The sequence below is a fragment of the Rickettsia amblyommatis genome, from assembly GCF_002078335.1.
In the GTDB taxonomy this organism is placed as follows: Bacteria; Pseudomonadota; Alphaproteobacteria; order Rickettsiales; family Rickettsiaceae; genus Rickettsia; species Rickettsia rickettsii.
Window position 1 is genome coordinate 385677 of sequence record NZ_CP015012.1, and the last position, 21315, is coordinate 406991.

Consider the following 21315-nt stretch of genomic DNA (forward strand, 5'->3'; position numbering starts at 1 on the left):
GCAGCCGTAGACTGCGTGGCAATCTCAGGAAGTTTGACAAGATTGCCACGCAGTCTACGGCTGCTCGCAATGACATTAAAATAACCTTATCCCAAAACGTAGATTTTTCAAACAAATTAATGTTGATCTGATAAAGGTTTTTGAAGATTGAGAAGCTTAGTTGCTATTTCCACTTCACTTAAATTCGTAACGTTAATAGCCGTTTCCGTAGCTATATTAATATAATTTGCCGTTACTTCGGTTACACCGCCGGAAATAAGATAAGTGTTTTCGGATTTATGCATATCATCTATATAAACCTGTACTAAACCAGCTTTTAAACTAACAATAATTGGAACGTGACTCGGCAGCACTCCAAACATACCCTCCTCACCCGGCATTGTTACCATTTTAGCTTGCTTTTCAAATGCAATACCTAAAGGAGTAATTATTTTGACTAGAATTGTTGCGTTCATAGAATAATATAGTAAAATTACTACGTCATTCCCGCGTAGGCGGGAATCCAGTCACTAAAAAGTATAAACACACTAAAAGCTCAAATAATTTCGCTTTTTTCTGGATTCCCGCCTACGCGGGAATGACATCAACGTCACTTCAACGTCTGCGCCTTCTCTATAGCCTCGTCTATAGTTCCGACCATATAAAAAGCAGCTTCCGGTAAATCATCGTATTTACCCTCTACAAGTCCTTTAAAGCCTGCGATAGTATCGGCTAGATTAACAAATTTGCCTTCAGCTCCGGTAAATACTTCAGCGACATGGAAAGGCTGCGATAAGAAACGCTGTATTTTTCTAGCACGTGCCACGGTTAGTTTATCTTCTTCGGATAGCTCATCCATACCTAAAATAGCGATAATATCCTGCAACGATTTATACGTTTGTAAAACCTGCTGCACTTGTCTTGCTACACTATAATGTTCTTCACCGACAATCATCGGATCAAGTACCTGCGAATTACTATCTAACGGGTCAACTGCCGGATAAATCCCAAGCTCGGCTATCTGACGGCTAAGTACCGTTGTAGCATCTAAATGTGCAAACGAAGTAGCAGGAGCAGGATCAGTTAAATCATCCGCCGGTACATATACAGCCTGCACGGAAGTTATTGAGCCGTGTTTAGTAGAGGTGATACGCTCTTGTAGTTCGCCCATATCGGTTGCAAGAGTAGGCTGATACCCTACCGCTGACGGAATCCTACCGAGTAACGCCGATACTTCAGAACCTGCTTGAGTAAAACGGAAAATATTATCTACAAAAAACAAAACATCTTGCCCTTCATTCATATCTCTAAAACTCTCCGCAATGGTCAGACCGCTTAACGCAACTCTTGCCCTTGCTCCCGGCGGCTCGTTCATTTGTCCATAAACTAAAGCTACTTTTGACTTTTCAGGCTCTGCAATGTTAATAACACCCGAGTCAATCATTTCATGGTAAAGATCATTACCTTCTCTAGTTCGCTCACCGACTCCTGCAAATACCGTATAACCACCGTGTGCTTTAGCTACGTTATTAATAAGCTCCATTATAAGCACGGTTTTACCGACTCCTGCACCACCGAATAGTCCTATTTTACCGCCTTTAGTATAAGGAGCAAGTAAATCAATAACTTTAATACCGGTTACTAATATATTACGCTCGGTTGACTGATTGGTAAAATCAGGAGCAGGCTTATATATAGAAGAAATATTTAAGCTTTTAATGTCTCCTTTACCGTCAATCGGCTCACCTACAACATTCATAATACGCCCAAGCGTCTCAGTACCTACAGGAATACGAATAGGACTGCCTGTATCTATTACTTCTACGCCCCGCACTAACCCTTCCGTAGAATCCATAGCAATGCAACGCACCGTATCATCACCTATATGTTGTGCTACTTCCAGTACTATCCTTTGTTTATCGTTATAGCACTCTAGAGCATTTAAAATTTCCGGTAACTCACCGTTATTCATAAATTTTACATCCACCACCGCTGAAATAATCTGAGTAATTTTTCCAATATTTTTTGTCATGATTTTTTCTTTTGTTAAAAAATATACTACAAATCAAATGAAGAGCAGATAGACGCAGTTTAATGTGGAAAAGAGCAAGGCGTTTCATATTTTTTGATCCTCACGTACTAGTATGTACGCTGTGGTCAAAAAATATGAAACAACGACGCCAATTTTTCAAATTAAACGAGTATATCTAAACCGCTTCTGAACCGGCTATAATCTCTATTAATTCCGTAGTAATGATAGCCTGTCTTGATCTATTTAGCTTTAAAACTAACTTACTTATTAAATCATTAGCATTATTTGTTGCATTTTCCATAGCGGTCATTCTAGCTCCCTCCTCACTTGCTCTACTTTGTAGTAAAGCATAATTTATTTGGGAATTCACATATAAATTAATTAGATTAGAAATGAGATTCTCTCCCTCATATTCATAATTATAGTCAATTGATTTGGACTCGCCTACTATGTCACTCGTCGCTCTCCTATTATTTATAGGCTTCGCTCCTCGTTCCTTGTATCCGAATCCGACTAAATTAACTATAGGATTATCTATCATAGAATCATCCTGATATTTTGCTACCGGTAAAATCTGTTGTCTAGTCATAATTTGAGTCATTGCGTTCTTAAATTTATTAAAATATATAACACAATTACTAACTTCTAGATTTTTTACTGCCGACATAATTTTTTGTTTTACTTGTAGCATCAGATTGGCATCATGAATTTTAGGTAACTCAAAATAACTATAAATATAATTTACATATTGCCTTTTTAGTGCTTCGTAACCTTTTTTTCCAATAATAATAAGTTTTATTTGTTCGCCTTTATTTTCTAACTCTTTAATGTCATTCTTAACTTGCTTAATTATACTGTAATTAAACGTTCCGCATAAACCACGCTGTGATGTCATAACTATCAATAAATTTGCCTTATTCGGCACGGTATTAAAAAATTTCTGCTCTTCTATAGATAACTCATACATATCAATTGATAATATAGCAGACATCATTTTACTAATAGCCTCAATATAAAAATTTGAATTGGCTATTTGACTCTTTATTTTTGCCATTTTAGAAGCTGATACTAGTTGCATTGCTTTAGTAATCTTTTGTGTAGATTTAATACTTTTAATTCTAGTTCTTAACTGCTTTAAATTTGACATATTTATTTAGTATTTTTATGTCATTGCGAGGAGCGAAGCTTTGTTGCAATCTCGTCAAATATCCTGAGATTGCCACGCTCCTTTCAGTCACTCGCAATGACGATTTAGTATCCACACAAAAACAACATCATCTTATTTAACAAATTCCTTAACGAAGTTTTCTAAAAATGCTTTCAGTTTCTGCTCGGTTTCTTCGGTTATACGTTGCTCGTTTTTTATTGATTCCAAAATATCTTTTTTATTTAACCTTATCTCCGTAAGCATTTTATCTTCAAATTCTTTTACTTTCTGAAGCGGGACATCATTTAAATATTTCTTAGTTCCGACATAAATACTTACTATTTGTTCTTCTACCGGAAAAGGATGATATTGAGCTTGTTTTAATATCTCAACTAATCTTTTACCGTGATCGATTTGTGCTTTAGTGGCAGGGTCTAAATCTGATCCAAATTGCGAGAAAGACTCAAGTTCTCTAAATTGAGCAAGCTCTAGCTTTACCGAACCTGCTACCTGCTTCATAGCCTTTATTTGTGCTGCAGAACCAACACGGCTTACCGAAATACCGACATTAACGGCAGGTCTTACGCCTTTATAAAATAGCTCACTTTCTAAGAAAATTTGACCGTCGGTAATCGAAATAACATTTGTTGGGATATATGCGGATACGTCACCTGCCTGCGTTTCGATTATAGGAAGAGCAGTAAGTGAACCGCTGCCTTTTTCCTCTGACATTTTAGCAGCACGCTCAAGCAACCTTGAATGCAGGTAGAACACGTCGCCGGGATAGGCTTCTCGCCCGGGAGGTCTTCTAAGTAATAATGAGATTTGTCTATATGCAACGGCATGCTTACTTAAATCATCATAAATAATAAGTGCGTGCATACCGTTATCACGAAAATATTCGCCCATACTACAGGCAGAATAAGGGGCAATGAATTGAAGAGCTGCAGCTTCCGAAGCAGTAGCCGAAACAATGAGTGTATAGTCCATGGCTCCGGCATCTTCTAGTTTTTTTACTATTTGTGCAACACTTGATCTTTTCTGCCCAATAGCTACATAAATACAATAAATTTTATCACTTTCATTAGTAAGTGAATGAGCTTGTTTTTGATTAATAATAGTATCAACGGCTATAGCCGTTTTTCCGGTTTGCCTATCACCGATTATTAACTCTCTTTGTCCTCTACCTATTGGGATTAACGAATCTATAGCCTTTATTCCGGTTTGTACGGGTTCGCTCACGCTCGTTCTTTCGATTATCCCCGGAGCCTTCATCTCGACATGTCTGTACTCTTTACTTACAATATCACCTTTACCGTCAATAGGATTACCTAGAGCATCAACAACACGACCAAGCAAAGATTTTCCTACCGGTACTTCTAAAACTTCTTTAGTTCTTTTGACATTATCACCTTGCTGTACTTGGTTATCATCCCCCATAATTACAGCACCGACACTATCATTTTCCAAGTTTAAAACAAGGCCCTTAACACCGGATTTAAATTCCACTACTTCACCGGATTTTACATTAGCAAGACCGTAAATTTGGGCTATACCGTCACTGACGGTTATTACCTGCCCTACTTCCTCAAGCTCACTTAAGCAATGAATATTAGCTATTTCCTTTTGTAATATTTCAGCTACTTCAATAGGCTTTAGTTTCATGTGGTTTATGTCTCCTAATTTTCTTGTCATTGCGAGCAGCCTTAGGCTTCGTGGCAATCTCATAAAATATCCTGAGATTGCTTCGTCAATTACTTCGTAATTTCCTAGCAATGACTATATAAATATCTATACAGCAATATTAACTGTCTTTAAAACTTTCATTATTTTCTCTAAACTACCTTTTATTGAGTAATCTTGCAACATACTATCATATTTAATTACAATACCGCCAATAATAGTACTATCTATATCAAATAATATTTCTGTTTTTTGATTTAATTCTTTTTCTATATGAGATTTAATCCACTCCTGCTCTTTAGGTTGTAACTTATTTGCAGAAATAACCTGCACTATCTTTATATTTTTACTTTCATATAGTAAAGTATTATAAGCATCTACTATATTAGATAAAATAGCAGTACGAGAATTTTTTACCAATAACAATAAAAAATTTTGTACTATTGTGCTAATTTTGATATTTTTTGCTAACGAATTGACTGCGTTAATTTTGTCGTTCTTATTTACTATAGGAGAAAATAGGAACTCTCTAATATCAAAATTATCGGTAATTATACGGTTTATAAAAGTAATTTCTTCAAAGATCTTATCTTGTATATTATCCACCATAGCGTTATTAAATAACGCTACTGCATAATTCTTGATTAAATTACCTTTGTTCATTTTCTTAATTTATATCTCCGAAATAAAATGAAACGTATATACGAAGATCAACTTCAACAAGAGCAAGGAGTCTATAAGGCAAGGAGTGTATACTTAATACGTGAGCACCACAGCTCTTATAAGACGACGTAGCCAATTTTTGAAGTTCATCGAGTATTATATATGTATTGCCCTATCATAAGCAGAGAATACTGATTCATGCATCATTTCCGATAAAGTCGGATGCGGGAAGATAGTGTTAATTAAATCCAACTCCGTTCCTTCTAAATTTTTTGAAACCACATATCCTTGTATTAATTCTGTAACTTCCGAGCCTATCATATGAGCTCCAAGCAACTCACCCGTCTTAGCATCAAATATAGTTTTAATTAAGCCATCGCTCTCACCACTTACTAAAGCCTTACCGTTAGCTATAAAAGGAAATCTGCCTATTTTCAGCTCATAACCTAAGGTTTTTGCTGCTTCTTCAGTCAAACCGACGCTTGCTATTTGTGGCGAAGAATAAGTGCAACCAGGAATATTATGTTTATTAATAGCATGCGGTTTTAAGCCCGCTATGCTTTCCGCTGCAATAATACCTTCATGGCTTGCTTTATGAGCTAAACAAGGCACTCCTGCTACATCGCCTATAGCATAAATTCCTGATTCCGCAGTTTGCATTAACCCGTTAGTAGTTATATAGCCGTTTTCTACTTTAATTTTTGTTTTCTCAAGACCTAAATTTTCCGTATTAGCTGTAATACCTACTGCCATAAGTAAAATTTCAGCTTGTAATTTTTGTGTTTTATCTGCTAACTCTAACTCAACTTCTATCTTATCTTTTGATTTCGTTTGCTTAATTAACTTAGCATTTGTAATAATTTTTATACCTTTCTTCTCAAAGTTCTTATGAGCGATTCCGGTAATTTCCGTATCTTCAGCAGGCAATATTCTATTATGTGCCTCAATTACGGTAACATCCACACCAATACTATTATAAAACGAAGCGAATTCTATACCGATTGCACCTGAGCCGACAATAATCATAAATTTCGGCACATGCTGCGGCATCATAGCTTCTTTAGAAGTCCAAATTTGTTTACCGTCAGGCTTAAAGCCTTTTAAAACCCTAGATCTTGCTCCGGTAGCTATAATAATATTTTCTGCTTTTACTGTAGGTTTATCATTTATATTTATTACCTTATTTCCTGCAAGACTTGCTACTCCGTCTATCACGGTAACTTTGTTTTTTTTCAGTAGTAACTTAACACCGCCTGCAAGCTTATTTGAAATCTCTCTTGAGCGTTCGACTATTTTCTTAATGTTGATTTCAGCACCTTTAGCATCAATTCCATAATCTTTAGCATGTTTTATATATTCAAAAACCTCAGCAGATTTAAGCAGGGATTTAGTCGGTATACACCCCCAATTAAGACATACCCCACCCAAATGCTCTTTTTCTATTAATACAACTTTTTTCTTTAATTGTGCTGCTCTAATTGCTGCAACATATCCACCTGGACCACCGCCTATAACGGCTACATCATATTGTTCCATTTTATTTTTATTTTGTTAGTTTGTTTGTTATGAGCATTAACGTCATTGCGAGGAAATGCACAGCATCGACGCAGCAATCTCAGGGATCATACACTATCTCCTGAAATTGCCACGCTCCTTTCAGTCGCTTACAATGACGAAAATGGAAATGACACTAGAGTATACTACTCTTCAGCATCCATCTATTCTTTTCATGCACCTTAATTTGTACAATAATCATATCGGCTGTACCCTCATCGCCCTCTGTTTGTGCTACTTTGAGTCCCTTATATAATGTATCTCTAATAATATCTTGATCTTTTGTTAGACTTTTAAGCATTTCATTTGCTGTTGCGTTTGGATTTGCCTCATCTATAGATGCAAGTTTTATTAAATCTGATAATGCAGAAACTTTAGCATTTAAACTTCTTATTCTTTCAGCAAGCTCATCTAAGCTTTCAGCTAAATCTTCATACTTCCCCTCAAATAATAAATGTAGACTTCTAAACTCTGCTCCTTCTACATTCCAATGATAATTTTGTGTTTTAAAATATAAAGAGCATAGCTATCTTGCTAAAATTTGTTCTAAAGCTTTTACTACTTACATAATACCCTTAAATTTCTATGAACTTTTTGACTTTATAACATTTCTTTAGATACTTCAAGCAATATTGAAATTTATATAATTTCACCTAATTGCAATGATTATATATTAATTACTAATTTTTGTTAATAATTTCTTGACTATCACATAAGTACTGCTGATTATGCCCTTCAATTTTAAAAATCCAAAGGAATAGCAAAATGATACATCAATTAACTTCATTTTTAACCACTGTGGCAAGAATTACTACAGCAAGAGCAACAATTGGAGATCAAGAATATAATATGCTTCAAATAGGATATAACGGAGAAAATTATTATATAGATCCTACTACAAAAAATTTAATTGTATCGAATTGTCCTAAAAACAATACGGCAGCGATGGAGTGTAGCAAAGGAATTGAATTATTAAATAGCGATATCATGAACCTAATATTTAGAGGGTTTTTCAAAATAAAGAAAGCGTGGCTATTATTACTGCAGTTAATGATAATGGAGACGATATACGAGATTATATATTTAAAAAACAAGGTGATAATACTTTTATGTATGAGGAAGCATTGATGAAAATATGTCAAGAAAATTTTCGTTATTATTCTGATCCACAAAATTATACTAAAATTTAAAACCCTACTATTGAGTATATACTTAATACTGCAGCAACTAATAACCCTATTACTATAGGTTTATAGTAAAGGATGCGAAATATTTGAGGTACTTAAAGGAAATAATTTGAATGGAATTTCTTCAGAAATAAAGGATTTAATATCTAACCCGATATCTAGCACTACTCAAGGTACTAGCACAATAGAAAACTTATTAGAACTCATAACACAAGACTTATCTGAAATAGCAGCTAATCCGATTAATAACACAATAACAAGCTCTACTGCCGAAATTTCTGAATCAATCTTTTCCGATAACACTGAAAGTTGGACTGAACCGGGAATAAATTTAATTAATAACACCGTAGCAAACCTTACTAATACTGCTTTCAATACAACTTACAACTCTCAAGAAAATATGTTTGATGAGAGTGATAACGATAATTCCTTGGTTGCTCAATATATAAGCATTGGCACAGCTGTAATTGCCTCCATAGCTGTTATAATAGGTGTAACTTGGTATGTTAGAAATAAAAACACAAAAAAAGCTAAATTAAAACAATATATTGATGAAATTGAAGCTGAAAAACTTGCTGCTGAAATTAATGAAGATGTTACTACTGAAAATAACACTCTACTTGATAATGATCATGCTGTGGTAGATTAACCGGAGTCTCCTATGAAGAAGAAGGTACTTTAGTATAGATAACCTAGAGTATTGCTTTCTAATCAACAACCAATAGCAAATTCACTGTTGGTTGTTCCTCGAAAATAAACATTGAGATTTATTTCAATTCTTTATTTATCAATTCTTTTAGCTTTTCTTTCGCTGCTTCTTTAGAACATCGCCCTGCATAAGAATCATAATTTTTATTATCTTTAATGAAATGTACAAAGAAAACTGTTCTGTCATTTTTTTGTAGCCAACCTATAAACCATCCGATTTTACGATCCTTTAACTTTACAGTTCTATCTTGGCTAAGTTTATTACCGCTGCCTGTTTTACCGTAACACTTCCAACAATCTACAAAATCTTCAATAAACAAAATATTTTTAGTCATTTCTTGGGCTTTAACACTTACAGGCAATTTATTCTCTGCTAGTTTCTGAAGAAAAGCTAATTGTTCTTACAGTGAAATTTCTAAAGAACTAGAAAGCCATGCATTAGTTAAACCGTTATTCTTTCCTTGATCCCCTGAAATATCACGATTACCATAATCAAATTTTGTTACATAATCACGAAATTTTTCAATACCTAATTCTTGAGTAATAATCTGAGAATACCAAACACGCTATTCTTCATCCAATCTTTAGGTGTTTGGGATTGTTTCCAAACTTCAAGATAGTCAGCATATCCTTCTTTAAAAGGTAATTTTGGATGAGTTTCATCAATTAAAAACCCATCATCATAACCCATTAGACTTATAGCAATTTTAAATGCATGGAGCATAACGAGACTCGCAATTACCTTCTTGTTTTATAATTTTATCATTTTCATTAACTAAAAAACAATCCGCTTGAGTTATAAAAGGTATAGTGAGTGATATTAGGGCAGTGAGATATAAAATAATTTTTTTCATAGGTTAAAATAAAAATAGGTGGTTTTGTTGCATGACATAGAGAACAGGAAATGACATCGGCTTAAACTAATTATACAGTTTAGTAAATTTCCTGCGATTGATCTTCCTTACTCGGTACATAATCAAAAATATCATTATTATCTTGATTATCAATCATATCTTCATTCTCAAGCATCTGAACATTATTTACTTTAAATGCTTCTATAACAGTACCGCTTGGTGTAATTTTACCAGTTGCTCTATCTACTGCGATTAGCTTAATTGAATCTGGAACTTTGAAAGGCAGCGATGGCTCATCCTTATAAGCATTACTCATAAAATCAATAAAAATCGGTAATACTACGTTTGAACCTGTTGCTCTTTTTCCAAGCTCTTTCGGGGTATCATAGCCCACATAACTGCCGACTACTATTTTGGGTGTAAAACCTACAAACCATGTATCTTTACTATCGTTACTAGTACCAGTTTTTCCGCCGATAACTTTCCCTAACTTCTTCGCAGCATAACCGGTACCTCTATCTATTGCTCCGGTTAAAAACGAAGTAATTTGATAATCACTAGCTTCATCCGTAACTCTATAGATATATTCTTTCGGTATTTCTAATATTGCGGTATCTAAATTACTATCCGACACATTACAAGCAAGACATTCTCTATCATCTCGCCTATAAATAATTTTACCGTTACGATCTTTAATTAATTCTACAAAATGAGGCTCAACTTTTTTACCGCCGTTAGCAATAATTGCATAAGCATTAGTCATTCTGCTAAGTGTGGTTTCAATTGAACCAAGTACCATAGAGTAAACTTTTTTTGGTTCATTATTAATACCGAAACGCTTAATTATATCAACGATTTTTGTAAGTCCTACGGCAGTTGCAACTCTTACGGTTATAAGATTACGAGATTTTTCAAGACCAGTACGCATAGTGATTTCACCTAAAAACTTACCCTCATAATTTTTAGGACGCCAACTAGGCATCCCTGGACCTTGCGAAATCTCAATAGGTCCATCGTTAAAAATCTGATTCGGCTTAACACCGTTTTCAAGAGCTGCTAAATAAACAAAGGTTTTACTCAAAGAACCGGGTTGACGAAGTGCTTGAGTTACTCTATCAAATTTACTTGTGGAAAAATCATAACCGCCGACGCTTGCAAGTACCTGTCCGGTATTTGGGTTCATAACCATAATAGCACCGTTTACTTCAGGAATCTGACGAAGAGCATACCCCTCTTTTATAGCCTCAACCACTATCACATCACCTTTTTTAAGCAAGGTCTTAACTGATTTAAGATTACTTCTTGCCCATTTCATTTCAGCAATAGGCATCTTAGATTTGCTGCCGTCTATAAGTCCAATCTCTACATGATTATCGACTACATCTAGAACTACAGCTAATTTATACTCTAAAAGCGATGGAGGAGCCGGTAGTTTTTTTAGCTCTCCTTGCCAATTATCAAGAGAAATATTAGCTATAGGCTTTCTAAAACCACGCCTTCTATCAAACTCCCTTAGACCTTTTCTTAGAGAGTTTTCAGCTAATTGCTGCATCTTTGCATCTAAAGAAGTAATGATAGTAAGACCTCCGGTATAAAATTCTTCCTTACTATTTAACATCCTAATTACTTCTTCTCTGACCTGTGCAGCATAATAATCTGCCGTAACAGTTTCTTCTTTAGCTCGTTTATGTAAAACTATCGGGCTATCCATAGCTTCTTTCGCAGCGTCTCTTGTTATATAACCATCTTCAAACATACGTGCTATTACGTAATCACGACGAGCTTTTACTCTAGCATAGTTTCTCTCAGGATTAAGTTCGGAAGGGGCTTTAGGCAGTGCCGCAATAAAAGCTGATTCTGCAATAGTAAGTTCCTCTACGGATTTATTAAAATAATTTTGTGCAGCTGCCGCAACACCGTATGCACCACGACCAAAAAATGTTTGATTAAGATATAATTCTAAAATTTGATCCTTAGTAAATACTCTTGAAATCATATAAGAAAGAATCGCTTCTTTAATCTTACGTTCAAGAGAAACTTCGTTAGTTAGCAGAAAATTTTTAACCACTTGCTGAGTAATGGTAGACGCTCCTTCCATACGCCTATGATGTAAATAATTAGATATGTTTAAAAATGCCGCTCTAACTATTCCAAGCAAATCAACGCCGGGATGGTTATAGAAATTCTTATCCTCAGCTGCAATAAAACTTTCTATTAGCGAACTCGGTACGCTATTAATCGGTACAAATACACGACGTTCAAAAGCGTACTCCTCCATTAATTTGCCGTCACGGGAATAAATACGCGTTACCGACGGTGGATAATAACGTGCAAGCTGTGAGTAATCAGGCAAATTACGTGAATAGTGGTATATTATATAAGCAGTAATCCCGCAACCTACTAAAATAAGGAAAGCAAAAATTTTTAAACAAAAAAGAAGAGATTGATACATGACTTATAATATTTCACCGGTTAAACTATTCAGTGAAGCCTTAGTAATTTTTACATCAATGATTTTACCAAGTAAAGATTTATTAGGATTTTGGATATATACGGATTGCATGTATGGAGTTTTACCTATTATCTGGTCGTCGCATTTACCATTGCGATCAAATAGAACTTTCATAGTACTACCAACACAACTTACATTAAAAACTAGTTGCTGAGCCATGAGTTCTTGTTGTAATATAGTTAATCTCTCTGATTTTATATGTTCAGGTATTTGGTCGGTTCTAGTTGCACCAGGTGTGCCGGGACGTGGGCTATATTTAAACGAATAGCACTGACCGTATTTTACTCTGCGGACCAAATCTAACGTATCCTCAAACTCTTCATCTGTTTCACCAGGAAACCCGACAATAAAATCAGAGGATAAAACTATATCGGGCCTTGCTTCTCTTAAGCGATTAATTATATCAAAATAATATTCCCGATCATGTTTGCGGTTCATGGCTTTTAATATTTTATTTGAACCTGACTGCACCGGTAGATGTAGAAACGGCATTAATTTAGGTTCGGTGCCGTGCAGTTTTATTAGATCATCATTCATATCTATCGGGTGTGAGGTGGTATAACGTAATCTCTCTAAATTGGGAATTTGTGCTAGATGTTTGAGTAAATCGGCTAGACTAAATATTTTATCTGCAGGACCTTTACCGTGATATGCATTGACATTTTGTCCAAGTAACATAATTTCTTTAGCACCGCTACTAACTACTTTTAGTGCTTCTCTGTAAACCTGCTCTACATTTCTTGAAAATTCAGCACCTCTAGTATAAGGTACTACGCAGAAAGTACAAAATTTATCACACCCTTCCTGTACCGATATAAAGGCACTTGTTCCTTGCGGATATAATTGCTCAGGTAGCTGATCAAATTTTGCTTCTTCAACAAAATCAAGATCGATTAAGTGCTTTTCGTGTCTAACGACTTTTGAGATTAATTCCGGTAGGTTATAATAAGATTGCGGACCGACAACAATATCAACATAAGGAGTTCTTGTAAAAATCTCCTCCCCTTCCGCCTGTGCAACACAACCGGCTACAACTATTATTGCAGAACTTAAACCTTGTTTTGTTCTGGTATCTTGTAGTTTCTTAATACGACCGAGTTCAGAATAAGTTTTCTCGGCTGCTTTCTCTCTGATATGACAAGTATTTAGAATAATAACATCTGCTTCTTCAATATTTTCAGTAGGTTCATAGCCAAAGGGATAAAGCAAATCCTGCATCTTAACGGAGTCATAAACATTCATCTGACATCCGTAGGTCTTAATATAAAGCTTCTTACTCATAATATATATATCTTTAAAACTAAAAGCCTAGTATACGAAGATCAACTTCAAAAAGAGCTAGAAGTGCACAAGGCAAGATGAGCTGCGTATAACGCAATACGCGAGAACCGAAGCCCTTGTAGAACAACGACTCAGCCAATTTTTGCAGTTCATCGAATATACTATAAAAAGTTTTACATTATACTATATTTAATTAACTTTATCAATCTTTAAACTAAAATCTTGATGGGCATTGCTCAATAACTATAGATATCTTTAAAAGCCCCCGTCATTGCGAGGAAAAACTGCAAGTTTTGACGAAGCAATCCAGTTAAAAATGCTAAATTTAGATTTTTATTATTTTTGCTAGATTGCCATGCTCCTTGCAGTCGCTCGCAATGACGACTCGGTATCCACGCAGGCAATGCTGAGTTAGGAATGATACTCAATCCTTACTGATTAATTCTTGCTGTGCAGATTCTTTCGGTGATTTCTTTTAATTTTTCTATTCTTTCAATAAGACAAAGCAGCTGTTCTTTAGTAATTTTATAGTTTTTATCATATCTTGCATCAACATAAGCGTTTTCAAGAAGCTCAAAACACTTTTTTTTGTTCTTCGGTTAATTGAAGAAATACACTCCATGAGTCATTGTCATAATTGCCTGCCATGCTACCTAGTTCTTGTAAATTATGTAATTTAGGTTTGTAGCCTGAGAACACTAGTAAATATAGTACTGTAAAGACTTTCCGTAGCTTGATGAAGGGCAAAGGCTGATAAAGCATACTCCAAATCGTTTAAATAAGTAGTTGCCCCTTTTAAAAAACCTTTACCTCTACCAAACCAATATTCATAATAATCTTTAGCAATGTCTTGCATCTCGCTCCAAGGTAAATCTTTAGCCTCGCTAAGTATAAATTCACTGCTATCATAAAAGAATACCTTCTTTTTTTATATCGGTATAACATCCTTTTTCTAACTGCCTATTATTTCCTCTATTAACTCTAGAATTATCGATATTCTTGAATCATACGAAATAATTTGCTTAGGGTTTATTATTCCTGTTTTTTCTAATCTTATATATATAATCTTTTAATCTTAAAGCAGTGTATCCTTTATATTTACCTTTTTTCAGAATTATCAAAATATCAGTATCGCTATGATAGCCGTGAGGTAGATCACGTACCCAATCGCCTCTAGCAAAAGAGCCGTACAAGATAATCATAGCGATTTTTCCTGTGCAATATCTAAAATCTGCTGCACTATAAAATTAAGCCTTGCTCCAATTTTAAGAGAACGTTCGGGTAAGGTGGTTTTCATTTAAATATCTATACTTTATATTTTTCTGCTTTTAGCTTTTTTATTTCTTCTATTGTAAGCTTAGTATATCGTGCTATTTTCTCTATAGGTTTGTTCTCTATTAGCATTTCTTTTGCAGTTTCAATTTTCTCTTTCTCTATGCCCTTCTCCATCCCGGCATTAAACTTTTCTTCAAACTTGTCTATTTCTTGTTGTATAGCCATTTCAGCTCTCAAATAATCATCATGCTCCTGTTCTTGTCCATTTATATTGCTCTAAACTTGCATATGCCGATAACACAATTTTATTTTTAATCTCTTTTGGCGGTTCTTGTTCTTGCGAAGCATATTTTAATAAATGCAACCATTCATCGGTATCATCTTTAAGATCATTTTTTTAAACTTCCCTAGTTCAATAAATACATAAGTTAATGAAAACAAATATTGTTTATGGGTATTGCTTTCTTTTATATGATGATAGCTAATATACGGCAATTCATCAGGCAAAGCTTTTGCTCCTATGATAGAAATTATTACTACCGGCAATAAATCCTTATGTTTCATACCCTTCTTAATTTGACTAACGTAGGTATAACAACCGTAAAGCTGCGTTCTATTAAGATAATCTTTCTCCATTTTACGCTGCATCTCGATTATATACCATCTACCGGTTTCATCTTTAACTTTTAGATCGAACAAACTTCTTTGCCCTTCAAGAAATACAGGTAACTGTTCAGTAGTTATATAGCTTAAATCTATGATTCTATCTCCTTTCGATAACCTAAGAAGAGAGTTCAATAAATTTATTAATTTTACTTTATCGCTAAATAATTTTTTAAATGCAACATTATTTGTACTGTCTAAATATCTTTGCATAAATAATTATATCTTTGGTAAGTTTTTATATATAGCAAATTAACTTCAGGCAGTAAATTATTTTTACAATTTATTATCGGTACTAGGCTTCTTGCATAACCTATCTTATAAAGAGGAACTTGAAGGAAACACGGAACACAGCACTGCAGCGTACATAAAAGTACGTGAGGATGCGAGTACCAGATTGACGTACAAATTACCTTTAGAAGGAGGTTATGCAAGAAGCCTATTAATACCTATCATTATCATCATACACTCCCCAAATTACTTTCTTGGAAATCCAACCTGTGTAATCCTTACATGTAATTTGGCAGAATTGTTCTTTACATTTTTTTAAACTACAACGAACTTTTGGCATTAATTTTGCTACAACCCGGCTTTTAGGGTCTGCGGATTTGGTAAGTTCTATTTCCTTATCAGAAGTAATAACTACTGATCTTTTACCTGATAAAACGCTTGAATGTATCCAACCGCCTTCGCCGTTAATGTCACGTACTTGTCGCCATTGCTTGTACTCTGCAGTTATTTCTACCGGTTCGCCTTTTTTAACAAAAACCCATTCTACGGCAGATTTAGTAGTTGGTCCGCTCCTTGCATTTACTTCATTAGATTTTATTGAAACAAATCTCGGAATAGGCAATTTTTTATTATCAGCATTAATTGTTGTTGATAATATTACAATAATTAAAATAATAAAAATTTTAATCATTATCTTCCGCTTCAGATAAAGCATCCTCTTTTTTTGCTATTATATAATTACCAAGCCTAAATTGTACTTTTATTCTATTAATTTCCTGCTCGCTAATACCTATATTTTTTAGGACTGTTCCACCTATGTGTAATCCAGTCTCATAACTTTCCGGAATAATAGTTGTAGCACCTAAATCATAAAACTCTCTAGCATTTTTTAAATTTTTTAACTTAACGACAACCGGTATATCCTGATAATTACCGCTAATTGTTTTAAGCGATTTCTTGATAGTTACTTGATTATTCATAGTAAGTATTATAGCGAATGCTCTTTCCGCACCTAATGCCTTTAGAGTATCGGCTTGCGATACATCACCTTTAAAAACCGGCAAACCGTTTGATAGCTCTTCTTTTACTCTATCATCATCTAAATCAAGTATTACGTAACTTATACCTTCCGCTTCCAAAACTCTTGCTACCATTTTACCGGTATTACCGAGTCCGGCAATAATAATATGGTTTGTTAAATCTCTTGCCCCAAGCTCAATCATTTGAGTCGGAGTTTTACCAAGTCCTTTATCAACTTTCTCGGCAATCTTTTGCCCTAAAGCTGCGAGTAATGGAGTAAGTGCCATAGTAAAAGTAACTACGAGTAATAATATATCGGCAGTACTTTCTTCTAATACTCCGCTATCTTTACCTAAACTGAATAATATAAAACCAAACTCTCCGCCTTGCGATAATAATAAGCCTGAATAAAAAGCAACTCCTTTATTAAAACCGAATAAAATACAAAAAGCCGTTATGATTAAGGTTTTTATACCTATTAAAGCAATAGATAAAGTAAGAATATGAGATATTTTTTCATACATTTCTAGGGCATCGATATTCATACCCACGGTCATGAAAAACAATCCTAAAAATAAACTTTTGAAAGGATAAATACTTTCCTCTGCCTGCAATCTAAATTCAGTTTCCGCAACTAATACTCCGGCAACAAATGCTCCTAGAGCTAAAGATAAACCAAATGTTTCGGTAGCCCAAGCAGCAGAAAGTACTATTAACAAAGTTATCAAAATAGGTAACTCGCTTGCATTATTACTTTCTGATGAAATGAACGAAAATACAGGACGAAGAAAAACACGACCGACAATAAATATTGTAAGTAAGGCCGTTATGGCTTTTAAGAGTGCAATACCAAGAGCCGCTGCAAGCGAGGCTTTATTGTTACCGGCAAGTAACGGAACTATCACAAGCAATGGCACTACAGCCAGATCTTGTAGTAACAGAATAGCTAAAGAAACTCTTCCTATTTGCGTTGATTGACTACGATTTTCCTCAATAACCTGCATAACAAGTGCCGTAGATGAAAGGGCCAGACCACCGCCGGTAATAATAGCCGCACTACTATTGCCGTCTATAAGCACCATTGCACCGGCAATTACTATAGCGGTTGTTAAAACTTGCAAACTACCGAGACCAAATACATATCGTCTCATAGCTTTTAATCGCTCGAAGGATAACTCAAGTCCTATCGCAAATAATAGAAATACTACACCAAGTTCACCTAGTAACTTAGTTTGGTCATATGTTACGATTTTTAAACCGTGATCACCTATTGCAGCTCCGGCAATTAAGTAACCAAGCACCGGACTTAATCTAAGACGCTTAAGTATAGCCACGATAAAAACCGCAGTACCGAGTAAAATTATAACATTAATAAGAATATGATCGTTCATCTTTTCCAAATTTCTTCTAACTTAAAATGCTCCCGTACTTCAGGACAAAAAATATTAATTAAAATAGTACCTGCATCTATCAGTACCCATTCTGATTTACCAAGCCCCTCAATATTACTATTTATACCAGCACTATTTTTTAATTCTAAAGCTACATATTCAGCAATTGCTCCAACATTTTTAGTCGAACGACCGCTAGCAAATATAATATAATCGGCTAATTTATGTTTTCCTGTTAAATTAATTACCTCAATATCTTCTGCTTTTTTCTCACTTAAACATTCTAAGATAAATAATTTTAATTCTTCAGTTTCTTTTTTCATAATAATTAATAAATGATATAATAATTAATTATTATATGCATAAGAGTCGATTTTATCAATGAATGTTTAAAATTCTATAATAAAAATTCATATAAAGCTTTACTTTAAGCAAAAAAACTTTAATTAATACTTAAATTAATATTGATAAAATAATGGCAATATCTGTAGAAGAGTTAGGAAAAATACTTAAAGAATCATTTCCGAACAGTACAATGAAAATTACTGATTTAGTAGGAGATCAAGACCATTATGCCTTAGAAATATCAGATGTTCAATTTAATGGACTTTCTTTAATTAATCAACATAAATTAGTAAAAAACGCCCTGTCTGAAATATTAAATCAAAAACTACATGCAATTACCATAAAAACTATCGCAGTTCCCGAAAAATAATTACAGATATTAATATAATAATCCTTATACAAATTCAACTTATTATTTCATTTTATGCAAACAGCTGATTATATAGTAATCCGCTATTCGGTGTGTAATTAAGAATAAGGATTTTAAAATCCTTATTCTTAATTGACGCGGGTTTTTAGAAGTTTACTTTAAGTCTTAGCGTACCAGACTGGGCATGGTATTTTTTAGCTAAGTTCAGACTGTAATACACTCCGTACTCCATTCTACCCTTCTTAATTACTGCACCTGCCCCTAAATCATATAGCATTTTAGTAGGTTTAGGTGCCGGTACCGGTAGAGGCTCATTAAGACCGTTAAGATCTGCAACGATTGCCAGTGTTTTACCTTTGAAGTCGTAATTAATAAAGGCATGAATTTGCGGTCTAATTATGAATTCATCCTTATAGTAGGTTGTCTTAATTTCACCGCCGAGTATACCTTCAACCTTGTTATATTGACGTTTCTGAATAGTTAGGTTTTGGAAAGAAGTACCGCCGTATTCCTGATAACCGGCATCTTTAATCTTAGTAAGCCTGATTTCTGCCATCGGTGCAAATGAAGTTTCTTTCCATAGATAATTATACCCCCCCAACTACTTGACCGCTATAAGAAGTTGAATGATACTTACCGTGTGCTGTTTCATAACCGCCTATCATATTATACGTAGTTCATTAGTTTTAATATCACTTCGTGCATAGGTGGTTACGCCTTCTATAAATAGGTTATTTATAAAGTTATATAAACCTTATATAGAACCCATATTAGTTCCGACCTTAGTAGTATTGCCGGCTTTAGCATTTTGGTAACGTAACTTCGTATCGACTCTAGTATAAGCAGCACCAAGAACTATATTATCTTTTATAACGGTATCAAACCCAATTGAGCCACCGGTAGATTTAGCTTTATAACCGCTAAGTCCGTTAAAGGCTTTTTGTACTGCCTTACCGTAATATAGGCTAGCCCATACCCCGTAAATGGAATTATTAGCTTTACTTTCATCAAGTTCACAATCACCGCCTCCGACAACTGCACCTCTCTTACGTGATGTGGCATCTTCTGCTGCAGGATTCGTAGCGTTGTTATTTTCATCTTCAAGAGCCTTAATTCTCTCCCTTACTTTTTGATCACCGATACTAGTATTATCTTGTGCAGCATTAAAGCCGTCGTTCGCTTTAGCACGACTTATTCCGCTACCTGAGCTTCCACCGCTACTTGTACCTGCAGAATTATCTCGGCTACTACCTATAGCCAACATATCGCTACCGGAACTACTTCCCATGCCGTTACTATTATTAGCGGGAGAAACACCTGTTGCTTTAGGATTACCGCTATTACCATATGGACTACTTCCGCTGTTGGTTACACCGCCTTTAGTTGTACCTCCTAAACTAGAACTGCTCCCTTGTGCTGAAGAGTTACCACTATTAGCAGGAGCAATACCGGTTACAGCAGGACTATTATAACTTGAGCCACCGGCGCACCACTCCGACCACTAGAAGCCATTGATGGACTGTATACATCCGAACCGGAAGCTGGACTATTGTAGCTTGAGCCACCTGTTGACGGACTGTTATAGCCCGTAGTACCGCCAAAACTACCGCCTCCTTCGGTTGATAACTGGTTAGCGCCTACGTTTAAGGTTGGAGTCGTTACGACCTAAGCATTCGGACCATAAGTATTGCCTCCAACATTAGCAGGACCACTTGGAGCTACAACAGCCGGACCATCCGGATTAAATACTCCACCTGTGATCTGCCACCAGGAATATTACTACTTGTAGTACCAACATTACCCGGACCATTAGGACCAAAACCACCGGTACCAACTGATGGGCTACCGCCGCCTGTACCAATATTACCTCCTGTACCAGGTCTGTTAGGACCAAATCCTCCTGTGCCTGTAACCGGAGTAGTCGGAGTATTATATCCTGCCGGATTGCTAGGTGTTACGTCGTAGCCGCCCGGAGTGGTAGGCGGAACATATGTATTGTTAACTACACTACCGCTAGTTGGTGGCGGCTATAGAGGGCTAAAACCTCTAACACTCGGACCAACGGAAGGACCCCCCATTGGGGTAATAAGCGGAGTAGTTATTCTATGTATTTCATTTGAAGGTCTCTGAATTATAGATAATAGATGTTCAACTACTTCTCGTCTTTGCCCTACAGGGGTATTTACTATAACATTACCGACAGGAGTATTTATTAAAATTTTGATGATATTATCTATTGTTACATCTCATGTTGGTGCTATCGGTAAAAGTACAAAGGAATTACCTGTAATTTGCCATCTGACAAAACCACCTTCATTAGCGGTTACATTAAACGGTAAGCTTGCAGCATTACCGACTATGATATTACCTCCTGCCGTGGTGATGATAGGATAAGCACTACCCTGCCCAATAGCAGACGG

Annotated in this window: 24 protein-coding genes and 3 pseudogenes; 6 read left to right on the plus strand and 21 right to left on the minus strand. The window is 35.2% G+C overall.

Annotated features, from left to right (window positions below; translation table 11 throughout):
* Positions 1–116: 116 nt before the first annotated feature.
* The 7 genes and pseudogenes from A3305_RS02120 to A3305_RS02150 all read right to left on the minus strand — a co-directional run bounded on the left by A3305_RS02120 (position 117) and on the right by A3305_RS02150 (position 7599).
* On the minus strand, positions 117–455 hold the full coding sequence (locus tag A3305_RS02120) for a F0F1 ATP synthase subunit epsilon (RefSeq protein ID WP_014392816.1): 339 nt from the start codon (positions 453–455) through the stop codon (positions 117–119).
* Positions 456–589: 134 nt separating this feature from the next.
* Positions 590–2011: a F0F1 ATP synthase subunit beta gene (gene atpD, locus A3305_RS02125; RefSeq protein ID WP_014392817.1), complete on the minus strand. Its 1422-nt coding sequence runs from the start codon at positions 2009–2011 to the stop codon at positions 590–592.
* A gap of 175 nt (positions 2012–2186) precedes the next feature.
* Positions 2187–3158: an ATP synthase F1 subunit gamma gene (atpG, locus tag A3305_RS02130; protein ID WP_014392818.1), complete on the minus strand. Its 972-nt coding sequence runs from the start codon at positions 3156–3158 to the stop codon at positions 2187–2189.
* 132 nt (positions 3159–3290) lie between these two features.
* Positions 3291–4823, minus strand: a complete 1533-nt coding sequence (gene atpA / locus A3305_RS02135; RefSeq protein WP_014392819.1) for a F0F1 ATP synthase subunit alpha — start codon at positions 4821–4823, stop codon at positions 3291–3293.
* Positions 4824–4949: 126 nt separating this feature from the next.
* Entirely contained in the window at positions 4950–5504 is a 555-nt protein-coding gene (atpH, locus tag A3305_RS02140; protein ID WP_014392820.1) for an ATP synthase F1 subunit delta, read from the minus strand.
* Positions 5505–5660: 156 nt separating this feature from the next.
* Complete coding sequence (lpdA, locus tag A3305_RS02145; RefSeq protein WP_014392821.1) at positions 5661–7040, minus strand: dihydrolipoyl dehydrogenase; 1380 nt, start codon at positions 7038–7040, stop codon at positions 5661–5663.
* A gap of 154 nt (positions 7041–7194) precedes the next feature.
* Positions 7195–7599 (minus strand): annotated as a pseudogene (locus A3305_RS02150) (Dps family protein).
* Between the two features lie 224 nt (positions 7600–7823).
* Between A3305_RS02150 and A3305_RS02155 the strand changes: the two are divergent.
* Entirely contained in the window at positions 7824–8186 is a 363-nt protein-coding gene (locus tag A3305_RS02155) for a hypothetical protein (protein ID WP_226983959.1), read from the plus strand.
* Between the two features lie 168 nt (positions 8187–8354).
* The gene (locus A3305_RS10050; protein WP_226983960.1) at positions 8355–8894 is read left to right on the plus strand and encodes a hypothetical protein; all 540 of its coding nucleotides are present in this window, start codon (positions 8355–8357) and stop codon (positions 8892–8894) included.
* 118 nt (positions 8895–9012) lie between these two features.
* Here A3305_RS10050 and A3305_RS11430 read toward each other — a convergent pair.
* The 12 genes and pseudogenes from A3305_RS11430 to rsfS form a co-directional block, all read right to left on the minus strand.
* A pseudogene (locus A3305_RS11430) lies at positions 9013–9677 on the minus strand (penicillin-binding transpeptidase domain-containing protein).
* 209 nt (positions 9678–9886) lie between these two features.
* On the minus strand, positions 9887–12259 hold the full coding sequence (locus A3305_RS02170) for a penicillin-binding protein 1A (RefSeq protein ID WP_014392825.1): 2373 nt from the start codon (positions 12257–12259) through the stop codon (positions 9887–9889).
* A 3-nt stretch (positions 12260–12262) separates the two neighbouring features.
* Entirely contained in the window at positions 12263–13600 is a 1338-nt protein-coding gene (gene miaB / locus A3305_RS02175; protein ID WP_014392826.1) for a tRNA (N6-isopentenyl adenosine(37)-C2)-methylthiotransferase MiaB, read from the minus strand.
* 236 nt (positions 13601–13836) lie between these two features.
* The gene (locus A3305_RS08790; RefSeq protein ID WP_144010757.1) at positions 13837–14028 is read right to left on the minus strand and encodes a hypothetical protein; all 192 of its coding nucleotides are present in this window, start codon (positions 14026–14028) and stop codon (positions 13837–13839) included.
* 3 nt (positions 14029–14031) lie between these two features.
* Positions 14032–14136: pseudogene (locus A3305_RS10065) on the minus strand (nucleotidyltransferase); the annotation flags it as partial.
* Between the two features lie 140 nt (positions 14137–14276).
* Positions 14277–14456, minus strand: coding sequence for a hypothetical protein (locus tag A3305_RS09350; RefSeq protein ID WP_167884958.1), 180 nt, complete (start codon positions 14454–14456; stop codon positions 14277–14279).
* Between the two features lie 166 nt (positions 14457–14622).
* Positions 14623–14802 (minus strand): nucleotidyltransferase domain-containing protein, encoded by a 180-nt coding sequence (locus A3305_RS02190; RefSeq protein ID WP_045799483.1) that lies wholly within the window; start codon positions 14800–14802, stop codon positions 14623–14625.
* A gap of 103 nt (positions 14803–14905) precedes the next feature.
* Positions 14906–15100, minus strand: coding sequence for a hypothetical protein (locus A3305_RS10070; protein WP_226984107.1), 195 nt, complete (start codon positions 15098–15100; stop codon positions 14906–14908).
* A 126-nt stretch (positions 15101–15226) separates the two neighbouring features.
* A complete protein-coding gene (locus A3305_RS10075) occupies positions 15227–15751 on the minus strand; it encodes an Rpn family recombination-promoting nuclease/putative transposase (RefSeq protein WP_226983962.1) in 525 nt (174 codons plus the stop codon).
* Positions 15752–15980: 229 nt separating this feature from the next.
* The gene (locus A3305_RS02205; RefSeq protein ID WP_014392828.1) at positions 15981–16460 is read right to left on the minus strand and encodes an SH3 domain-containing protein; all 480 of its coding nucleotides are present in this window, start codon (positions 16458–16460) and stop codon (positions 15981–15983) included.
* A complete protein-coding gene (locus tag A3305_RS02210) occupies positions 16453–18180 on the minus strand; it encodes a cation:proton antiporter (protein WP_014392829.1) in 1728 nt (575 codons plus the stop codon). Before A3305_RS02210 ends, A3305_RS02205 begins: the two co-directional genes overlap by 8 nt.
* Complete coding sequence (gene rsfS / locus A3305_RS02215) at positions 18177–18503, minus strand: ribosome silencing factor (RefSeq protein WP_014392830.1); 327 nt, start codon at positions 18501–18503, stop codon at positions 18177–18179. The genes A3305_RS02210 and rsfS overlap by 4 nt, the downstream gene beginning before the upstream one ends.
* Before the next feature lie 152 nt (positions 18504–18655).
* On the opposite strand from rsfS, the gene A3305_RS02220 reads away from it, so the two are divergent.
* On the plus strand, positions 18656–18895 hold the full coding sequence (locus tag A3305_RS02220) for a BolA/IbaG family iron-sulfur metabolism protein (protein ID WP_014392831.1): 240 nt from the start codon (positions 18656–18658) through the stop codon (positions 18893–18895).
* Between the two features lie 145 nt (positions 18896–19040).
* Here A3305_RS02220 and A3305_RS02225 read toward each other — a convergent pair whose 3' ends face one another.
* Positions 19041–19496: an autotransporter domain-containing protein gene (locus tag A3305_RS02225; RefSeq protein ID WP_226983964.1), complete on the minus strand. Its 456-nt coding sequence runs from the start codon at positions 19494–19496 to the stop codon at positions 19041–19043.
* Positions 19497–19649: 153 nt separating this feature from the next.
* Positions 19650–20183: an autotransporter outer membrane beta-barrel domain-containing protein gene (locus A3305_RS08795; RefSeq protein WP_226983965.1), complete on the minus strand. Its 534-nt coding sequence runs from the start codon at positions 20181–20183 to the stop codon at positions 19650–19652.
* Here A3305_RS08795 and A3305_RS10080 point away from each other — a divergent pair.
* The 3 genes from A3305_RS10080 (at position 20182) to A3305_RS10085 (ending at position 21289) form a co-directional block, all read left to right on the plus strand.
* Positions 20182–20367, plus strand: a complete 186-nt coding sequence (locus A3305_RS10080) for a hypothetical protein (RefSeq protein ID WP_014392832.1) — start codon at positions 20182–20184, stop codon at positions 20365–20367. The two genes, A3305_RS08795 and A3305_RS10080, sit on opposite strands and share 2 nt — an antisense overlap.
* A 301-nt stretch (positions 20368–20668) precedes the next feature.
* Entirely contained in the window at positions 20669–20860 is a 192-nt protein-coding gene (locus A3305_RS11435) for a hypothetical protein (RefSeq protein WP_045799484.1), read from the plus strand.
* Positions 20861–21118: 258 nt separating this feature from the next.
* Positions 21119–21289 (plus strand): hypothetical protein, encoded by a 171-nt coding sequence (locus A3305_RS10085; protein WP_167884959.1) that lies wholly within the window; start codon positions 21119–21121, stop codon positions 21287–21289.
* Positions 21290–21315 lie beyond the last annotated feature (26 nt).

Coding starts and splice junctions, on each gene's coding strand:
- A3305_RS10070 (WP_226984107.1), bottom strand. CDS start 15,100: ATGGCTATACAACAAGAAATAGACAAGTTTGAAGAAAAGTTTAATGCC.
- A3305_RS02210 (WP_014392829.1), bottom strand. CDS start 18,180: ATGAACGATCATATTCTTATTAATGTTATAATTTTACTCGGTACTGCG.
- rsfS (WP_014392830.1), bottom strand. CDS start 18,503: ATGAAAAAAGAAACTGAAGAATTAAAATTATTTATCTTAGAATGTTTA.
- A3305_RS02120 (WP_014392816.1), bottom strand. CDS start 455: ATGAACGCAACAATTCTAGTCAAAATAATTACTCCTTTAGGTATTGCA.
- atpH (WP_014392820.1), bottom strand. CDS start 5,504: ATGAACAAAGGTAATTTAATCAAGAATTATGCAGTAGCGTTATTTAAT.
- atpG (WP_014392818.1), bottom strand. CDS start 3,158: ATGTCAAATTTAAAGCAGTTAAGAACTAGAATTAAAAGTATTAAATCT.
- miaB (WP_014392826.1), bottom strand. CDS start 13,600: ATGAGTAAGAAGCTTTATATTAAGACCTACGGATGTCAGATGAATGTT.
- atpA (WP_014392819.1), bottom strand. CDS start 4,823: ATGAAACTAAAGCCTATTGAAGTAGCTGAAATATTACAAAAGGAAATA.
- A3305_RS09350 (WP_167884958.1), bottom strand. CDS start 14,456: ATGCAAGACATTGCTAAAGATTATTATGAATATTGGTTTGGTAGAGGT.
- A3305_RS08795 (WP_226983965.1), bottom strand. CDS start 20,183: ATGGGAAGTAGTTCCGGTAGCGATATGTTGGCTATAGGTAGTAGCCGA.
- A3305_RS02170 (WP_014392825.1), bottom strand. CDS start 12,259: ATGTATCAATCTCTTCTTTTTTGTTTAAAAATTTTTGCTTTCCTTATT.
- A3305_RS10075 (WP_226983962.1), bottom strand. CDS start 15,751: ATGCAAAGATATTTAGACAGTACAAATAATGTTGCATTTAAAAAATTA.
- A3305_RS10080 (WP_014392832.1), top strand. CDS start 20,182: ATGCCGTTACTATTATTAGCGGGAGAAACACCTGTTGCTTTAGGATTA.
- atpD (WP_014392817.1), bottom strand. CDS start 2,011: ATGACAAAAAATATTGGAAAAATTACTCAGATTATTTCAGCGGTGGTG.
- A3305_RS02155 (WP_226983959.1), top strand. CDS start 7,824: ATGATACATCAATTAACTTCATTTTTAACCACTGTGGCAAGAATTACT.
- A3305_RS02220 (WP_014392831.1), top strand. CDS start 18,656: ATGGCAATATCTGTAGAAGAGTTAGGAAAAATACTTAAAGAATCATTT.
- lpdA (WP_014392821.1), bottom strand. CDS start 7,040: ATGGAACAATATGATGTAGCCGTTATAGGCGGTGGTCCAGGTGGATAT.
- A3305_RS10085 (WP_167884959.1), top strand. CDS start 21,119: ATGATATTATCTATTGTTACATCTCATGTTGGTGCTATCGGTAAAAGT.
- A3305_RS02190 (WP_045799483.1), bottom strand. CDS start 14,802: ATGATTATCTTGTACGGCTCTTTTGCTAGAGGCGATTGGGTACGTGAT.
- A3305_RS02205 (WP_014392828.1), bottom strand. CDS start 16,460: ATGATTAAAATTTTTATTATTTTAATTATTGTAATATTATCAACAACA.